Annotated in this window: 13 protein-coding genes; 10 read left to right on the plus strand and 3 right to left on the minus strand. The window is 56.0% G+C overall.

Annotated features, from left to right (window positions below):
- The first annotated feature begins 68 nt into the window (after window positions 1-68).
- Window positions 69-998, plus strand: a complete 930-nt coding sequence (locus AC4PCC_RS21375; protein ID WP_492125877.1) for a 1,4-dihydroxy-2-naphthoate polyprenyltransferase — start codon at window positions 69-71, stop codon at window positions 996-998.
- Between the two features lie 106 nt (window positions 999-1,104).
- The gene (gene rraA, locus AC4PCC_RS21380) at window positions 1,105-1,590 is read left to right on the plus strand and encodes a ribonuclease E activity regulator RraA (RefSeq protein WP_067709461.1); all 486 of its coding nucleotides are present in this window, start codon (window positions 1,105-1,107) and stop codon (window positions 1,588-1,590) included.
- 75 nt (window positions 1,591-1,665) lie between these two features.
- Here rraA and zapB read toward each other — a convergent pair whose 3' ends face one another.
- On the minus strand, window positions 1,666-1,905 hold the full coding sequence (gene zapB / locus AC4PCC_RS21385; protein ID WP_067709398.1) for a cell division protein ZapB: 240 nt from the start codon (window positions 1,903-1,905) through the stop codon (window positions 1,666-1,668).
- Window positions 1,906-2,353: 448 nt separating this feature from the next.
- Here zapB and AC4PCC_RS21390 point away from each other — a divergent pair, with 448 nt between their 5' ends.
- From AC4PCC_RS21390 to glpX, 3 genes are all read left to right on the plus strand, one after another.
- Window positions 2,354-3,199, plus strand: a complete 846-nt coding sequence (locus AC4PCC_RS21390; protein ID WP_492125878.1) for an MIP/aquaporin family protein — start codon at window positions 2,354-2,356, stop codon at window positions 3,197-3,199.
- Between the two features lie 32 nt (window positions 3,200-3,231).
- Window positions 3,232-4,746, plus strand: a complete 1,515-nt coding sequence (glpK, locus tag AC4PCC_RS21395) for a glycerol kinase GlpK (protein WP_067709393.1) — start codon at window positions 3,232-3,234, stop codon at window positions 4,744-4,746.
- A gap of 106 nt (window positions 4,747-4,852) precedes the next feature.
- On the plus strand, window positions 4,853-5,863 hold the full coding sequence (glpX, locus tag AC4PCC_RS21400; RefSeq protein WP_492125879.1) for a class II fructose-bisphosphatase: 1,011 nt from the start codon (window positions 4,853-4,855) through the stop codon (window positions 5,861-5,863).
- Window positions 5,864-5,910: 47 nt separating this feature from the next.
- Here the strand turns inward: glpX and emrD are convergent, their stop codons facing one another.
- On the minus strand, window positions 5,911-7,095 hold the full coding sequence (emrD, locus tag AC4PCC_RS21405) for a multidrug efflux MFS transporter EmrD (protein ID WP_067709388.1): 1,185 nt from the start codon (window positions 7,093-7,095) through the stop codon (window positions 5,911-5,913).
- Window positions 7,096-7,402: 307 nt separating this feature from the next.
- Between emrD and fpr the strand changes: the two genes are divergently transcribed.
- On the plus strand, window positions 7,403-8,149 hold the full coding sequence (gene fpr, locus AC4PCC_RS21410) for a ferredoxin--NADP(+) reductase (protein ID WP_067709386.1): 747 nt from the start codon (window positions 7,403-7,405) through the stop codon (window positions 8,147-8,149).
- Here the strand turns inward: fpr and AC4PCC_RS21415 are convergent.
- Window positions 8,140-8,583 (minus strand): DUF805 domain-containing protein, encoded by a 444-nt coding sequence (locus AC4PCC_RS21415; RefSeq protein ID WP_492125880.1) that lies wholly within the window; start codon window positions 8,581-8,583, stop codon window positions 8,140-8,142. The two genes, fpr and AC4PCC_RS21415, sit on opposite strands and share 10 nt — an antisense overlap.
- Window positions 8,584-8,664: 81 nt before the next feature.
- On the opposite strand from AC4PCC_RS21415, the gene AC4PCC_RS21420 reads away from it, so the two are divergent.
- The 4 genes from AC4PCC_RS21420 to AC4PCC_RS21435 all read left to right on the plus strand — a co-directional run bounded on the left by AC4PCC_RS21420 (window position 8,665) and on the right by AC4PCC_RS21435 (window position 14,779).
- Window positions 8,665-9,267 carry a DUF1454 family protein gene (locus AC4PCC_RS21420; protein ID WP_492125881.1) on the plus strand — a complete coding sequence of 201 codons (603 nt, stop codon included), beginning with the start codon at window positions 8,665-8,667 and terminating at the stop codon, window positions 9,265-9,267.
- Between the two features lie 115 nt (window positions 9,268-9,382).
- The gene (gene tpiA / locus AC4PCC_RS21425; RefSeq protein WP_067709380.1) at window positions 9,383-10,150 is read left to right on the plus strand and encodes a triose-phosphate isomerase; all 768 of its coding nucleotides are present in this window, start codon (window positions 9,383-9,385) and stop codon (window positions 10,148-10,150) included.
- A 439-nt stretch (window positions 10,151-10,589) separates the two neighbouring features.
- A complete protein-coding gene (gene mqo / locus AC4PCC_RS21430; RefSeq protein WP_492125882.1) occupies window positions 10,590-12,209 on the plus strand; it encodes a malate dehydrogenase (quinone) in 1,620 nt (539 codons plus the stop codon).
- A 170-nt stretch (window positions 12,210-12,379) separates the two neighbouring features.
- Window positions 12,380-14,779: a phosphoketolase family protein gene (locus AC4PCC_RS21435; RefSeq protein WP_492125883.1), complete on the plus strand. Its 2,400-nt coding sequence runs from the start codon at window positions 12,380-12,382 to the stop codon at window positions 14,777-14,779.
- The last annotated feature ends 25 nt before the right edge of the window (window positions 14,780-14,804 follow it).

The raw sequence follows: 14,804 nt of genomic DNA on the forward strand, positions 1-14,804 counted from the left end.
CGGCTGGCTGACGGTAAACTGACCATACTAACGACTCGTACCGTTCTGCCCAGCAGAGGTTTCCTCCTATGACGGAAAATATTCATCCGGCTCCTGGCTACAATCACACGCATGCATGGCTGGAGAGCCTGCGTTTACGAACGTTACCGCTGGCGTGCGCCTCGATCATCACCGGTTCAGCCCTGGCATGGTGGCACGGGCAGTTTAATCTGTTGATTGCCTGCCTTGCCCTCCTCACCACCGCGCTGCTACAGATACTCTCTAATCTGGCGAACGACTATGGCGATGCCGTGAAGGGCAGCGACACGCCAGAGCGCATTGGGCCGCTGCGCGGTATGCAAAAAGGTGTGATAACCCCACGGCAGATGCGCAGGGCGCTGGCGATAACGGTGGGTATGACCATTATTGCAGGGGTCGCGCTGGTCGTGACATCCTGCCAGTCGGTGAGCGATATTCTGGGGTTTATCGTGCTGGGCGCGCTCGCCATCGTCGCGGCTATTGCCTATACGGTGGGTAAAAAACCCTATGGCTATCTGGGGCTTGGCGATGCCTCCGTGCTGATTTTCTTCGGCTGGCTGGGCGTTATCGGCAGCTATTACCTACAGGCACACAGCTTTCACAGCGTACTGTTTCTGCCCGCTACGGCCTGTGGCCTGCTGGCGGTCGCGGTGCTTAACGTCAATAATATGCGCGATATCGACACCGACCGCCAGCAGGGGAAGTTTACCCTTGCGGTGCGGCTGGGCGCCATTAACGCTCGCCGCTATCATGCCGTTCTGCTGGCTGGTGCCCTGCTGTGCTTCGCGCTGTTCAATATTATTTCCGCGCCCGGTGCGGCCGCATGGCTCTTTCTGCTCGCCGCACCGCTACTGTTCAGGCAGGCGCGGGCAATTATAACCCAGACGTCGGCCCTCGCCATGAGGCCTCAGCTTGAAAAAACGGTGAAAATGTCCCTGCTGATCAACGTGCTTTTCTCGCTGGGCCTGGCCCTGAATTAACTGCGATGTGCCTGACCTGGCGCAATTTTTATCCACTGATGATTTTGCCAATGGCGGTGAGAAAGCGATATACTTACGCTCCCTGTGGCAAACAGACGAAACCCTTATGAAATATGATACTTCTGAACTCTGCGACATCTATCATGAAGATGTGAACGTCGTTGAACCGCTTTTCTCCAACTTCGGGGGTCGCTCCTCGTTTGGCGGGCAAATCATCACGGTAAAATGTTTCGAAGACAACGGGCTACTCTATGATTTGCTCGAGGAAAATGGCCGGGGTCGCGTACTGCTGGTAGACGGTGGCGGCTCGGTGCGCCGTGCCCTGGTGGACGCCGCGCTGGCGCGACTGGCCCTACAGAATGAATGGGAAGGCATCGTGGTCTACGGTTCAGTTCGTCAGGTAGATGACCTTGAAGAGCTGGATATCGGCATTCAGGCTATTGCCGCCATCCCGGTAGGTGCGGCTGGCGAAGGTATCGGTGAAAGCGACATCCGCGTCAATTTCGGTGGCGTGACCTTCTTCTCCGGCGATCATCTTTATGCCGACAACACCGGTATCATCCTCTCCGAAGACCCGCTCGATATCGAGTGACCCTTTCGGGTTCTGTCATACCCCGGACAGCAAAAAGGGTGCCTGTGGCACCCTTCTCTTTTTCAGGCCGTAACCTCAGACTTCTTCCATTTTGCCAAGCAGGGCGCGCAGACGCTCCTGCCAGACCAGCTGCTCTTCCTTAAGGTGCTGATTTTCCCGTACCAGCGAGTCGCTGTTGCCAGCTGCCTGCTGAACCTGCTGATTCAGGTTGTTATTCTGATCTTTTAACTCTTCAATTTCCATTTGCAGCAGGGTGATAGTATCAATCGCCTGCTGTACTTTCGCTTCCAGTTTCTCGAACACTTCAAATGACATTGTAAATGACCTCTCCTAATCGCAGGGCGTTGAAGTTGCCAGCCGCAGCTCATATGGTTAAGCCAGAATTCCCGCGGATAACAACGTTGTTCTGATTGTAAGTAGACAGGTCCGTCAAGTCCAGCAGCGAACCCGCGCAGGGCGAAGTATGTAACAATTTTCAGTCTATACCTGGCGTTAACAACATAAGCGACGTTTAAAGTAAGACGCTCGTTAACAAATTGCGAAAAAAAAACAGAATATCGCTATTGCAATAGTGCGCAGGGAAAGCAGGAACACGCGAAAACGCTCATTTTTTTGACCTGGAGCACAAGTTTTGATTTCGCTATTTCTCGTTTATGCGCGTTAACGATAAATTCACATCAGCCCTACATTAGATTTGGGTGCCTCAGGGAATGAGAAAAATTGAGCTGTACAACATTTAACCTCGCCTTCAGGAAATACCATTATGAGTCATTCAACAAGCACGCTCAAAGGACAGTGCATCGCAGAATTTCTTGGTGTGGCCACCATTATTTTCTTTGGTGCAGGCTGTGTCGCCGCCATGAAGCTTGCCGGTGCCAGTTTTGGCCAGTGGGAAATCAGTATCATCTGGGGTATCGCCGTAGCCATGGCGGTCTACCTGAGCGCCGCGATCTCCGGTGCGCACCTTAATCCGGCGGTCACTATCGCCCTCTGTCTGTTTGCCAGCTTTGACCGTCGTAAGGTTGCACCCTACATTCTTGCGCAAATCGCTGGCGCCTTTTGCTCAGCGGCGCTGGTCTACGGCCTTTATTACAACCTGTTCCTGGACTTTGAGCAAACGCACCATATGGTGCGCGGCACGGTTGCCAGCCTCGACCTCGCAGGCGTCTTTTCCACCTATCCAAACCCGCATATCAGCGTTGGCCAGGCTTTCCTTGTTGAAGCCGTAATTACCGCCGTGATGATGGGGCTGATTATGGCGCTGACCGACGATGGCAACGGCCTGCCTCGCGGCCCGATGGCACCTTTACTGATTGGTCTGCTGATTGCGGTGATTGGCGGAGCGATGGGCCCACTGACCGGCTTCGCCCTGAACCCGGCTCGTGATTTCGGACCTAAGCTCTTTGCCTGGCTGGCCGGCTGGGGTAACGTTGCCTTTACCGGCGGCCGCGATATTCCTTACTTCCTGGTGCCGATTTTCGGTCCGATTGTGGGTGCCATTATCGGTGCATTTGGCTATCGCTCGTTGATCGCCTGTAACCTGCCTGGGAAGGCGGTGGAAAAAAAACAAGATAAGCCGATAGCGCGTGCTGAGCAGCGTAAAGCGTAAGTTGTTAACCCTTTACACATCAGGAATGAATTATGACCACTGATAAAAAATATATTGTCGCCCTCGACCAGGGGACCACCAGCTCCCGCGCCGTTATTCTCGATCACGATGCCAATATTGTGGCGGTATCCCAGCGCGAGTTTCAGCAGATATACCCCAAACCGGGCTGGGTTGAACACGACCCGATGGATATCTGGGCGTCACAAAGCTCAACGCTGGTCGAAGTGCTGGCTCATGCTGATATTCGCTCCGATGAGATTGCCGCTATCGGCATCACTAACCAGCGTGAAACGGCTATTGTCTGGGATAAAGAGACCGGCAAGCCGATTTACAATGCTATTGTCTGGCAGGATCCCCGCACCGCGGACTATTGTGCAAAGCTGAAAAGAGAGGGGCTGGAAGAGTACATCCAGCATACCACCGGTCTGGTGATTAACCCCTACTTCTCGGGAACCAAGGTTAAGTGGATCCTCGATCACGTAGAGGGCTCGCGTGAGCGTGCGAAGCGCGGCGAGCTGCTGTTTGGTAACGTCGATGCCTGGCTGGTATGGAAAATGACGCAGGGACGGGTGCATATTACCGATTACACCAACGCCTCCCGTACCATGATGTTCGACATTCACAAGCTGGAATGGGACCAGCGCATGCTGGACATCCTGGATATTCCGCGTGAAATGCTGCCTGAGGTGAAATCATCCTCGGAGGTTTACGGCCAGACCAATATCGGTGGTAAAGGCGGGACGCGTATTCCTATCGCCGGTATTGCCGGTGACCAGCAGGCTGCGCTCTACGGTCAGCTTTGCGTACAGCCGGGGATGGCTAAAAACACCTATGGCACCGGCTGCTTTATGCTGATGAATACCGGTACCGAAGCGGTTACCTCCACCCATGGCCTGCTGACGACCATCGCCTGCGGTCCACGTGGCGAGGTGAACTACGCGCTCGAAGGGGCCGTGTTTATCGGCGGTGCCTCCATTCAGTGGCTGCGCGATGAGATGAAACTCATTGGCGACGCCACCGACTCGGAATACTTTGCCACCAAGGTAAAAGACAGCAACGGCGTCTATATGGTGCCGGCCTTTACCGGTTTAGGCGCGCCCTACTGGGACCCCTATGCCCGCGGCGCGATTTTCGGCCTGACCCGTGGGGCGAATGCCAACCACATTATTCGCGCCACGCTGGAATCTATCGCTTACCAGACGCGTGACGTACTGGAAGCGATGCAGCAGGATGCCAATACTCGCCTGCAGTCCTTGCGGGTGGACGGCGGTGCCGTGGCGAACAACTTCCTGATGCAGTTCCAGTCCGATATTCTTGGCGCACGCGTTGAGCGGCCTGAGGTGCGGGAAGTCACCGCGCTGGGATCGGCCTATCTGGCTGGGCTGGCGGTAGGCTTCTGGAAGGATCTGGACGAGGTTCGCGCCAAGTCGGTTATTGAGCGCGAGTTCCGCCCCGGTATTGAAACCTCCGAGCGTAACTATCGCTACGCAGGCTGGAAAAAAGCGGTTGCCCGCGCCCAGGCGTGGGAAGACCAGGACGATTCATAACCCCCAGCCCGCCTCTGCTGCCCGCGATTGCTGTAATCGCGGGTATTTCCCGCCTTTCCCCCGCCTGTGATAAACTTTTCGCCTCTTTTTCTTCCCGGGGCAAATCATGAAACGAGAACTCGCCATAGAATTTTCACGCGTAACCGAAGCAGCCGCGCTGGCAGGCTATAAATGGCTGGGACGCGGTGACAAAAATGCGGCCGATGGCGCAGCAGTTCATGCGATGCGTATCATGCTCAATAAGGTGAACATTGCGGGTGAAATCGTGATTGGCGAGGGGGAGATTGATGAAGCCCCAATGCTTTATATCGGCGAGAAGGTGGGCACCGGTCACGGCGATGCCGTCGATATCGCCGTCGATCCTATCGAAGGCACCCGCATGACGGCAATGGGCCAGGCCAATGCGCTGGCAGTGCTGGCCGTCGGGGATAAAGGCACCTTCCTTAACGCGCCCGATATGTATATGGAAAAGCTGATCGTCGGGCCGGGTGCAAAAGGCGTAATAGACCTTAACGCGCCGCTGGCAGAGAACCTTAATCGTGTAGCGCAGGCGCTGGGTAAACCGCTCAGCGCGCTGACCGTGACGATTCTGGCTAAGCCACGCCACGACGCGGTGGTTGCCTCTCTGCAAGAGCTTGGGGTTCGCGTATTCTCCATTCCCGACGGCGATGTTGCCGCGTCCATTCTTACCTGCCTGCCCGATAGCGAAGTTGACGTGCTGTACGGTATCGGCGGCGCACCGGAAGGCGTCGTTTCCGCTGCGGTGATCCGCGCGATGGATGGGGACATGCAGGCGCGGCTGCTGCCCCGCCACACCGTCAAGGGTGACACGCCGGAAAACCGTCGGATAGGTGAGCAGGAACTGGCGCGCTGTCGCGATATGGGCATTGAGGCTGGCAGGGTGCTACAGCTGGCTGAGATGGCGCGTAATGATAACGTGATCTTCTCCGCAACCGGTATCACCAGCGGTGACCTGCTGAAAGGCATTACCCGTCAGGGGAATATGGCAACCAGCGAAACGCTGCTGGTGCGCGGCAAATCCCGTACCATCCGGCGCATCCAGTCGATTCACTATCTGGATCGAAAAGATGAGAGCCTGCATCCGTACATCCTTTAGCCCCCTCGCCGCTTGCCAGGGGCGGACATCTGCCCGCCCCTGAACCATCATTGCGCTACGGCCTGACCTTCTGGCCTCCTGGAGAGCGGGAGCCAGCACAGCAGGATCAGCAGCGCCATGGCGAACATCAGCATGCCCAGGCTAAACTGGCCGTTCTGCGGCAGCAGGGCTGACAGCCACGCGGTCAGTCCCGATCCCAGATTCTGTAATCCTCCCAGTAGCGCACCTGCCGTCCCGGCCATATAGGGCCAGGGCTCCATGGCTCCGGTTGTCGCCAGCGGAAAGAGCATACCCGCACCAAAGAAAAACAGCGCGGCGGGCACCACCAGCGTCCAGATAGTCATAATGCCGAACCAGGCGGGGATCCACATCATCGCACCGGCAAGCAGACAGCTGTTAACCGCCCACCACATCAGCTGGGTAAAGGGGCGGTTGTCACGGCCTGCAAACCATGCGCCAAAAAATGCCGCGGGCAAAGGCACAATGAACAGCAGGCTGACCATCAGCGTATTCAGCCCCAGCACCCCGCCCATCAGTACGCCACAGCTGGCCTCGAACACGGCTATCCCACCCAGCGCGCCCATAAGCATGATCAGATAGCGGATAAAGGTGCCGTCAGCCAGCAAGGGACGATAGCGTGAAAAGAGCCTGCGCGTTTCAACCGGCAGCGGGCGCGTTTCCGGTAGCCAGCGCAGCATCGCGAAGCCCACAGCGATACAAAGCAGCAGCAGAAACGCAAAACAGGCATGCCAGCCCAGCCAGTGAGTCAGTACTGCTCCAATCACGGGCGCGACCAGCGGACTGACCAGAATGCCCATATTCAGCAGGCTGTTAGCATAACGTAGCGCACTGCCGGCGTAGAGATCGCGCGGCATCGTTCTGGCCATCACGCCCGCCACGCCGGTCCCCATTCCCTGAATGGCGCTGCCTGCTATCAGCATTGTCAGGTTTGCTGCCGTCAGCGCCACCAGCGTACCCATAATAAAGATGCACAGACCTGCCAGAATCACCGGACGGCGACCAATTTTGTCAGAAAGCGGCCCGTACAGCAGCTGCGATCCGCCATAGGTCATCAGATAGCCCGCCATGACGCGCTGCACCGCGCCGTCACGCACATTAAACGCCTCCGCAATGTTGACCATCGCGGGGACATAAATTGTTTGTGCCATCTGACCGACGGCAACCAGCGCAATCAGCATGATCAGCAGCTGTCTGTTTTCAATTTTTTTCATTTTAGTCAGGACGATTATCGGAATAACCCAGTGTAAAAAGGGTATTCATCAGGATTAAGAAGGTATTGGCGTGGAAAATATCAGGATTTCATAATAAAGCGAGCGGAGTGGCGCAAATGGCTGGACGGCAGCTGTCAGTGAATCCGCGCGGAAGTGTAAAATAAACGGTACGTTATTGCCCTCTGCGCCGCCTCTCAATTTGTCGATATGAGCTTTGCCAGCCGTTGCCACTGGAAAAATGGCCGCTCAGTAGCGAAGATATTGGCTAAAGGGCTAATGTGCCCCACACCGACTAAGGAGCTGTTTTATGGCCGAATGGGTAAACGCCAGTATCGAAAAGGTGACTGACTGGACAGATAGCTTATTCAGTATCACCGTGACCGCCCCCATCGACCCCTTTATCGCCGGTCAGTTTGCCAAACTGGCGCTGGAAATTGACGGCGAACGCGTTCAGCGCGCCTATTCCTTTGTGAATGCACCCAGCGATAAAAACCTGGAGTTTTATCTGGTGACAGTGCCAGAGGGCAAACTCAGTCCTCGCCTGCACGCGCTTGAGCCGGGTCAGGAGGTGATGATCACCAAAGAGTCAGCGGGTTTCTTTGTGGTGGATGAGATCCCGCCCTGCGAGACGCTGTGGATGCTGGCGACGGGAACCGCCCTTGGCCCTTATCTGTCAATATTGCAGGAAGGCCAGGGTCTGGAACGATTTAAAAATATCGTCCTGGTCCATGCCGTGCGCTATGCGCAGGACCTGAGCTATCTCCCGCTGATGCAGCAGCTTCAGCAACGCTACAGCGGCCAGCTACAGATACAGACCGTGGTCAGCCGCGAAGCGGTAGCGGGTTCGCTTACTGGCCGCGTACCGGCGCTGATTAATAACGGCGAGCTTGAGGCCGCCGTCGGCATTCAGATGGATGCTGAAAGCAGCCATATTATGCTGTGCGGTAACCCGCAAATGGTACGTGATACTCAGCAGCTGCTGAAAGATAGCCGGGATATGCGCAAGCATCTGAAGCGCAAGCCTGGCCATATTACCAGCGAACACTACTGGTAATTGGCCGCACGGCGTCCTCTGTAGTTAACCGGCAACGCCGCTTTTCCGAAGCGGTTTGCGCCAGCGCTGCCGCGAAAGCTCCCCAGCTCCAGCGTCATGGTCACCAGGATCAGCGTCGGAATAAAGCGGCTCAGCACCCACTGCCCGCTGGCGGGCAGTGATTCCCAGTTTCCGGCCAGCAGCATCCAGGCCAGGATCAACAACAGTCCCCAGTATCCCGGCTTATTGCGGTCATGCAGACGCTTAACCACCACCGCGCTGGTCGGCCACAGCAGGCATACCAGACAAAAGGCAGCGGTTTGCGAACTTAACCAGTTCCGGGCCGTCAGGGTAAACAGTAGCACCATCATCGCCAGCCAGAGCGTCAGCCAGATCCAGAAGTCCCGCCGTCCCAGCCTTCCCCGCCAGGAGAAACACCACGCTTGTAAGGTCATTTTTAATCCCCTGGAACAGCGTCAGGCTTTGACTTTGCCGACCATTGTCCGTTCTAATCTTGTCTGAATGAAAGGTTCAGGATGGACAACATGAATAAAGCGCTCATCACGAGCATTACACTTTTCGTTACGCTGGCGACGCCTCCGCTTTGGGCTGATCCTGTGCCACAGGATCGTACCGAGCATATGCCGACTGCTCCCTATCTTATGGCGGGGGCGCCAACATTTGATTTTACTATCGGCCAGTTTCGGGAAAAGTATAATGCGATTAATCCAGCATTAACGATCCCGGAGTATCGGGCAATCGACAATCGCGGGGACAAAAGTAATTTGACCCGTGCCGCCAGCAAGATCAATGAAAATCTCTATAGCTCTACCGCCATTGAACAGGGCACGGGTAAGGTCAAAACCCTGCAAATTACCTGGCTGCCGGTGCCAGGCCCTGATGAGAAGGCGGCACGTGATAAAGCCCGCGCTTATATGGCCGCCCTGGCGCGCTTTTTTGAGCCCACGCTGACCGAAGCGCTGAGCCTGAAACGTCTGGATGACCTGCTAAACAGGGGTAAAGGATCGCGCTACTTTGAACAGAGCGAAGGGGCATTACGCTATGTTATTGCGGATAACGGTGATAAGGGGCTGACCTTTGCTATCGAGCCAATAAAACTGGCCATGACCCCCAACTGACGCGGGCAAAGATGACGAAAAGCAAAGCCTTTCATAGTTTTCATCTCTATACTGTCTGGCAGACAACGCTGCTCCGGCAGGGTAATTTAACGTATTTCGCGACGCGGAGGATATGATGCGACATCCATTAGTTATGGGTAACTGGAAACTGAACGGCAGCAAAACAGTGGTTAAAGAGCTGATTGCAGGCCTGCGAAACGAGCTGAGCAGCGTTGACGGTTGCGGTGTCGCTATCGCCCCGCCAGTGATGTATCTGGATCAGGCTAAACACGCCCTTTCTGGCAGCCAGATTGTGCTCGGCGCGCAGAACGTGGACGTTAACCTTTCCGGTGCTTTCACGGGTGAAGTCTCCGCGGACATGCTGAAAGACGTCGGTGCACAGTACATTATCATCGGTCACTCTGAGCGTCGTACCTACCATAAAGAGAGCGATGAGCTTATCGCGAAGAAGTTCGCCTTACTGAAAGCGGCAGGTCTGATCCCGGTACTGTGTATCGGCGAAACCGAAGCCGAAAATGAAGCAGGCAAAACCGAAGAAGTGTGCGCACGTCAGATTGACGCGGTGTTAAAAACCCAGGGTGCTGAAGCGTTCAACGGCGTGGTCATTGCCTACGAGCCAGTCTGGGCTATCGGCACGGGCAAATCTGCTACGCCTGCGCAGGCTCAGGCAGTACACAAATTTATCCGCGATCATATTGCAAAAGAAAACCATGCTGTAGCGGCCCAGGTCATCCTCCAGTACGGCGGCTCCGTGAATGATAAAAATGCGGCCGAGCTGTTTGCCCAGCCGGATATTGACGGCGCGCTGGTTGGCGGCGCATCGCTGAAGGCAGATGCCTTTGCGGCCATTGTGAAAGCAGCGGCAGCGGCGAAAAACGCCTGATAACCGTCCCCTGCTCCGGCCACGGAGCAGGGTGCCTGATTTTCTGTCCCCCGGTTTTGTCTCCCTGTTCATGCTTTAGCCACACATCACCCGCGGCCCTCTTCTGCTCCCCTGGGTTATCCTGGTTTCCCGATGCGCTATCCCCACTCCCCTGGACGCCTGCTGGCGGTCCCCAAGGCCCACACTCTCAACGCCCATAAATGTTACTAATTTTGTTTGAATTTTCATTATCACTTTTAATCTTTAAACAATTTTTTAATTCCCTCGTAACAATGGTATATTTCCAGAGCATTAACTGCTTGTTAAATAATCCATTTTATTCATGTGGGTTTTATAAGACGTCCCCCCGGATCCAGCCAGATGACCAGACTGAGCCGGGAAACAGCCCTGTATTACCTGCATAACATGTTGAAAATTCAGCATATGGAGATGTCGCATCATGCGGAAATCAGCACAACGCCAGTCTATTTGTCATACTGCCCCAGGCAAATCAAATGCGACCTCTGATGAGAAAAATAGGGGCGACGTCGATGTATTAATGATTGGCGGCGGCATTATGAGCGCGACGCTGGGCACCTACCTCCAGCAGCTTGAGCCAGACTGGCACATCGGCATGGTCGAGCGCCTGGATGACGTCGCGGAAGAGAGTTCAAATGGCTGGAATAATGCGGGCACGGGACATGCTGCGCTTGCTGAGATGAACTACACCCCGATGAACAGCGACGGTACGGTGGCTATCGGGAAGGCGGTTGAGATCAACGAGGCATTTCAGATCTCCCGACAGTTCTGGGCTTATCAGGTTCAGCGGGGCGTGCTGAGTCAGCCCCGCAGCTTTATCACCAGCGTGCCTCATATGAGCTTCGTTTGGGGGGAAGAACACGTTAACTTTCTGAAAAAACGCTATGCCGCGCTGCAAAAAAATACGCTGTTTCGCGATATGGAATACTCGGAAAACCCTGAACAGATCAAGAAATGGATCCCGTTGATTATGGAAGGGCGTGATGCACATCAGCGCGTTGCCGCAACCCGCAGCGAGATGGGGACCGACGTTAACTTCGGTGAAATCACGCGCCAGCTGATTGCCTCGCTAAAAAAAAGCGCCGGATTCAGCCTGCAAAATCACCATGAGGTGCGCGATATCAAGCGCGACCGGGACGGAATGTGGCGCGTTACCCTGTCCGATCTGAAAAACAGCGGACGTAAACAAACCCTTCGCGCCAGGTACATCTTTATCGGTGCGGGCGGGGCGGCGCTGACGCTGCTACAGGCCTCCGGCATCCCGGAAGCGAAAGATTATGCGGGATTTCCGGTGGGCGGTGAATTCCTCGTCACTGATAATCCAGAGGTGGTGAACCGCCACCTGGCCAAAGTTTATGGTAAAGCCGAGGTGGGCGCGCCGCCGATGTCCGTGCCGCATCTGGATACCCGGACGCTGGATGGTAAGCAGGTTCTGCTATTTGGCCCCTTCGCCTCGTTTTCTACGCGGTATCTGAAGCAGGGTTCGCTATGGGATATGTTTGGTTCAATGACCTCATCGAACGTTTTACCGATGGCGCAGGTTGGGCTGAATAACTTCAATCTGGTGAAATACCTGGTAGGCCAGGTGATGCTGACCGATGACGATCGCCATCGGGCGCTACAGGCCTATTTACCGCAGGCGAAAAAAGAGGACTGGCGTCGCGTAAAAGCGGGGCAGCGCGTGCAAATCATCAAAAAAGAGGCGGGTAAAGGCGGCGTACTTAAACTGGGTACCGAGGTGGTGACTTCGCAGGATGGTACGATTTCTGCCCTGCTGGGTGCATCGCCGGGCGCTTCAACGGCGGCGCATATTATGCTGGAGCTGATGAAAAAGGTCTTCGCAGAAAAGATGGCTACCCCGGCATGGCAGTCGACGCTGAAAACGATGATCCCGTCCCTCGGGCAGAGCCTGAACGGTAACGTCGCTGCAACGGAGAAGGTGCTGGCAGAAACCAGCCGGATTCTTCAGCTGGCCTATACGCCACCCGTGGCGGCCAACGATGAAGCGCAGCAGGCCGGCTCGACGGCAATGGGTAAGTAATTCCCCGAAACGCCCGGTGGCAACATGTGCCCGCCGGGCAGCATAATCCCCCTCTCCTCTGCCACACCCGGCCTGTTTATGTCATAACGCTCCCGCTTCTGCGCCCTTTCTCTGCATGGCCGACGCAGGCGTCTATGCTTTGATCTGATGCGCTAACGAGGAGAAAACAAATGGATACGCCTTTACACCCGCCAGTCTCAGACCCTGATTTAACGCTTCTGGATCGCTACTGGCGCGCCGCTAACTACCTGTCGGTCGGGCAGATCTATCTGCTGGACAACCCGCTGTTGCGGCAGCCCCTGGAGGCGGACCATATAAAGTCTCGCCTGCTGGGCCACTGGGGAACCACGCCCGGCCTGAATTTCATTTACGCTCACCTGAACCGAATTATTCGCCAGCGGGATACCGACCTGCTCTACATCTGTGGCCCGGGACACGGTGGCCCCGGCATGGTAGCGAACACCTGGCTGGAGGGGAGCTACAGCGAAATTTACCCTGATATCAGCCAGGATGCTGAAGGTATGCGTAAGCTATTCCGGCAGTTTTCGTTCCCCGGCGGCATTCCCAGCCATGCTGCGCCTGAAACGCCGGGATCGATTCATGAAGGGGGCGAACTGGGTTATTCACTGGTTCATGCTTTTGGTGCCGCCTTCGACAATCCCAATCTGATCGTCCCCTGCGTTATCGGCGACGGCGAGGCGGAAACCGGGCCGCTGGCCGCCAGCTGGCACGGCACGAAATTCCTCAATCCCGTTCGTGACGGGGCCGTATTACCCATTCTGCACCTCAACGGGTATAAAATCGCCAACCCCACAATTCTGGGCCGCACCGACGACGGCGATTTGGCACAGCTTTTCAACGGTTACGGATATGAACCTCTGTTCGTAGTCGGCGATGATCCCCAGCTGATGCATCGTCATATGGCCGACGTGTTGGATAACGCTTTCGACCGCATTCAGCAGATTCAGCAGTCGGCACGCCGCGGTGAAGCACAGAAGCGCGTCCCCCGCTGGCCGATGATTATTTTGCGCAGCCCAAAAGGCTGGACCGGGCCAAAAACCGTGGACGGCAAAAAAGTAGAGGGGTTCTGGCGTGCGCACCAGGTGCCGGTGGCAGAATGTCGGGAAAACGAGGCGCACCGGGAGATCCTCCAGCAGTGGATGGCAGGCTATCGTCCTGATGAGCTGTTCGACGATGCGGGCCGGTTGATGCCGGAGTTGCAGGCGCTGGCGCCAACCGGGGATAAACGTATGGGTTCCACCCCTTATGCCAACGGTGGACGACTGCGCAACCTGTTGGAGGTGCCTGATATCCGTCAGTATGCGGTGGAGGTTAACAGGCCGGGTGAGACGCTGGCGCAGTCAACCGCGGTGCTGGCCAGCTACCTGAGCGAGATTTTTACCCGCAACCCGGACAATTTCCGCCTGTTTGGCCCGGATGAGACGGCCTCTAACCGGCTGGGTAAGGTGTTTGATGTGACCAATCGCAGCTGGATGGAGGCGATCCTTCCCTGGGACGAACAGCTGGCGCAGGATGGACGAGTCATGGAAATCCTCAGTGAACACCAGTGTCAGGGCTGGCTTGAAGGCTATTTGCTGACGGGCAGGCACGGCCTGTTTAACTGCTACGAAGCCTTTATTCACATTATCGACTCAATGTTTAATCAGCATGCGAAATGGCTAAAAGTTTCCCGTAAGCTGCCCTGGCGCAAACCGATCTCCTCGCTCAACTATCTGCTCTCATCCCATGTCTGGCGTCAGGACCACAATGGCTATAGCCATCAGGATCCGGGCTTTATGGACCATGTTGCCAATAAGAAGGCCGATATCGCCCGCATCTATCTGCCGCCGGATGCCAATACGCTGCTGTGGGTGGGGGATCACTGTCTGCGCACCTGGGACAGGATCAACGTGATCGTTGCCGGAAAGCAGCCTGAGCCGCAGTGGCTGACCATGGATCAGGCCATCAGACACTGTGAAAAAGGCATGGGTATCTGGCCCTGGGCCGGTAATGAAACGGTGGACGAGCCTGCCGACGTCGTGATGGCCTGCGCAGGTGACGTTCCCACCCTCGAAACGCTTGCCGCCGTAGATTTGCTGCGCCAGTACCTTCCCGGCCTGCGCGTCAGAGTGGTGAATGTCGTGGATCTGCTGGCGATGCAGACGAAAGAGCAGCATCCGCACGGGCTGGATGAGCAGGAATGGGAGACTATCTTCACCGCGGATAAGCCGGTGATTTTCGCCTTCCACGGTTATCCGGCGCTGATCCACCGCCTGACCTGGCAACGAAATAATCATCGTAATATTCACGTTCACGGCTTTAATGAGGAAGGCACCACCACCACGCCTTTCGATATGACGGTGTTAAACGAGCTGGATCGCTATCATCTGGCGCAAAACGCCATTCTGCGCGTACCAGGATTGCAGGAAGAAGCGGGGAGCGTACTGGATGCGCTACAGGAAAAACTCGCGGCACACCATGCCTGGGTAAGGGAGTATGGCGAGGATATCCCGGAGGTGCACAACTGGAAGTGGCCTTCGCACGAAGATAAGGGCGGCGCGCCCGATTAATAACAGGGGCGGCGAGTGTGCCGCC

It is taken from the genome of Erwinia sp. L03-1 (assembly GCF_058686115.1).

Excerpts from the sequence above, each read along its gene's own strand:
- AC4PCC_RS21375 (WP_492125877.1), top strand. The coding sequence starts at position 69 with ATGACGGAAAATATTCATCCGGCTCCTGGCTACAATCACACGCATGCA.
- rraA (WP_067709461.1), top strand. The coding sequence starts at position 1,105 with ATGAAATATGATACTTCTGAACTCTGCGACATCTATCATGAAGATGTG.
- zapB (WP_067709398.1), bottom strand. The coding sequence starts at position 1,905 with ATGTCATTTGAAGTGTTCGAGAAACTGGAAGCGAAAGTACAGCAGGCG.
- AC4PCC_RS21390 (WP_492125878.1), top strand. The coding sequence starts at position 2,354 with ATGAGTCATTCAACAAGCACGCTCAAAGGACAGTGCATCGCAGAATTT.
- glpK (WP_067709393.1), top strand. The coding sequence starts at position 3,232 with ATGACCACTGATAAAAAATATATTGTCGCCCTCGACCAGGGGACCACC.
- glpX (WP_492125879.1), top strand. The coding sequence starts at position 4,853 with ATGAAACGAGAACTCGCCATAGAATTTTCACGCGTAACCGAAGCAGCC.
- emrD (WP_067709388.1), bottom strand. The coding sequence starts at position 7,095 with ATGAAAAAAATTGAAAACAGACAGCTGCTGATCATGCTGATTGCGCTG.
- fpr (WP_067709386.1), top strand. The coding sequence starts at position 7,403 with ATGGCCGAATGGGTAAACGCCAGTATCGAAAAGGTGACTGACTGGACA.
- AC4PCC_RS21415 (WP_492125880.1), bottom strand. The coding sequence starts at position 8,583 with ATGACCTTACAAGCGTGGTGTTTCTCCTGGCGGGGAAGGCTGGGACGG.
- AC4PCC_RS21420 (WP_492125881.1), top strand. The coding sequence starts at position 8,665 with ATGGACAACATGAATAAAGCGCTCATCACGAGCATTACACTTTTCGTT.
- tpiA (WP_067709380.1), top strand. The coding sequence starts at position 9,383 with ATGCGACATCCATTAGTTATGGGTAACTGGAAACTGAACGGCAGCAAA.
- mqo (WP_492125882.1), top strand. The coding sequence starts at position 10,590 with ATGCGGAAATCAGCACAACGCCAGTCTATTTGTCATACTGCCCCAGGC.
- AC4PCC_RS21435 (WP_492125883.1), top strand. The coding sequence starts at position 12,380 with ATGGATACGCCTTTACACCCGCCAGTCTCAGACCCTGATTTAACGCTT.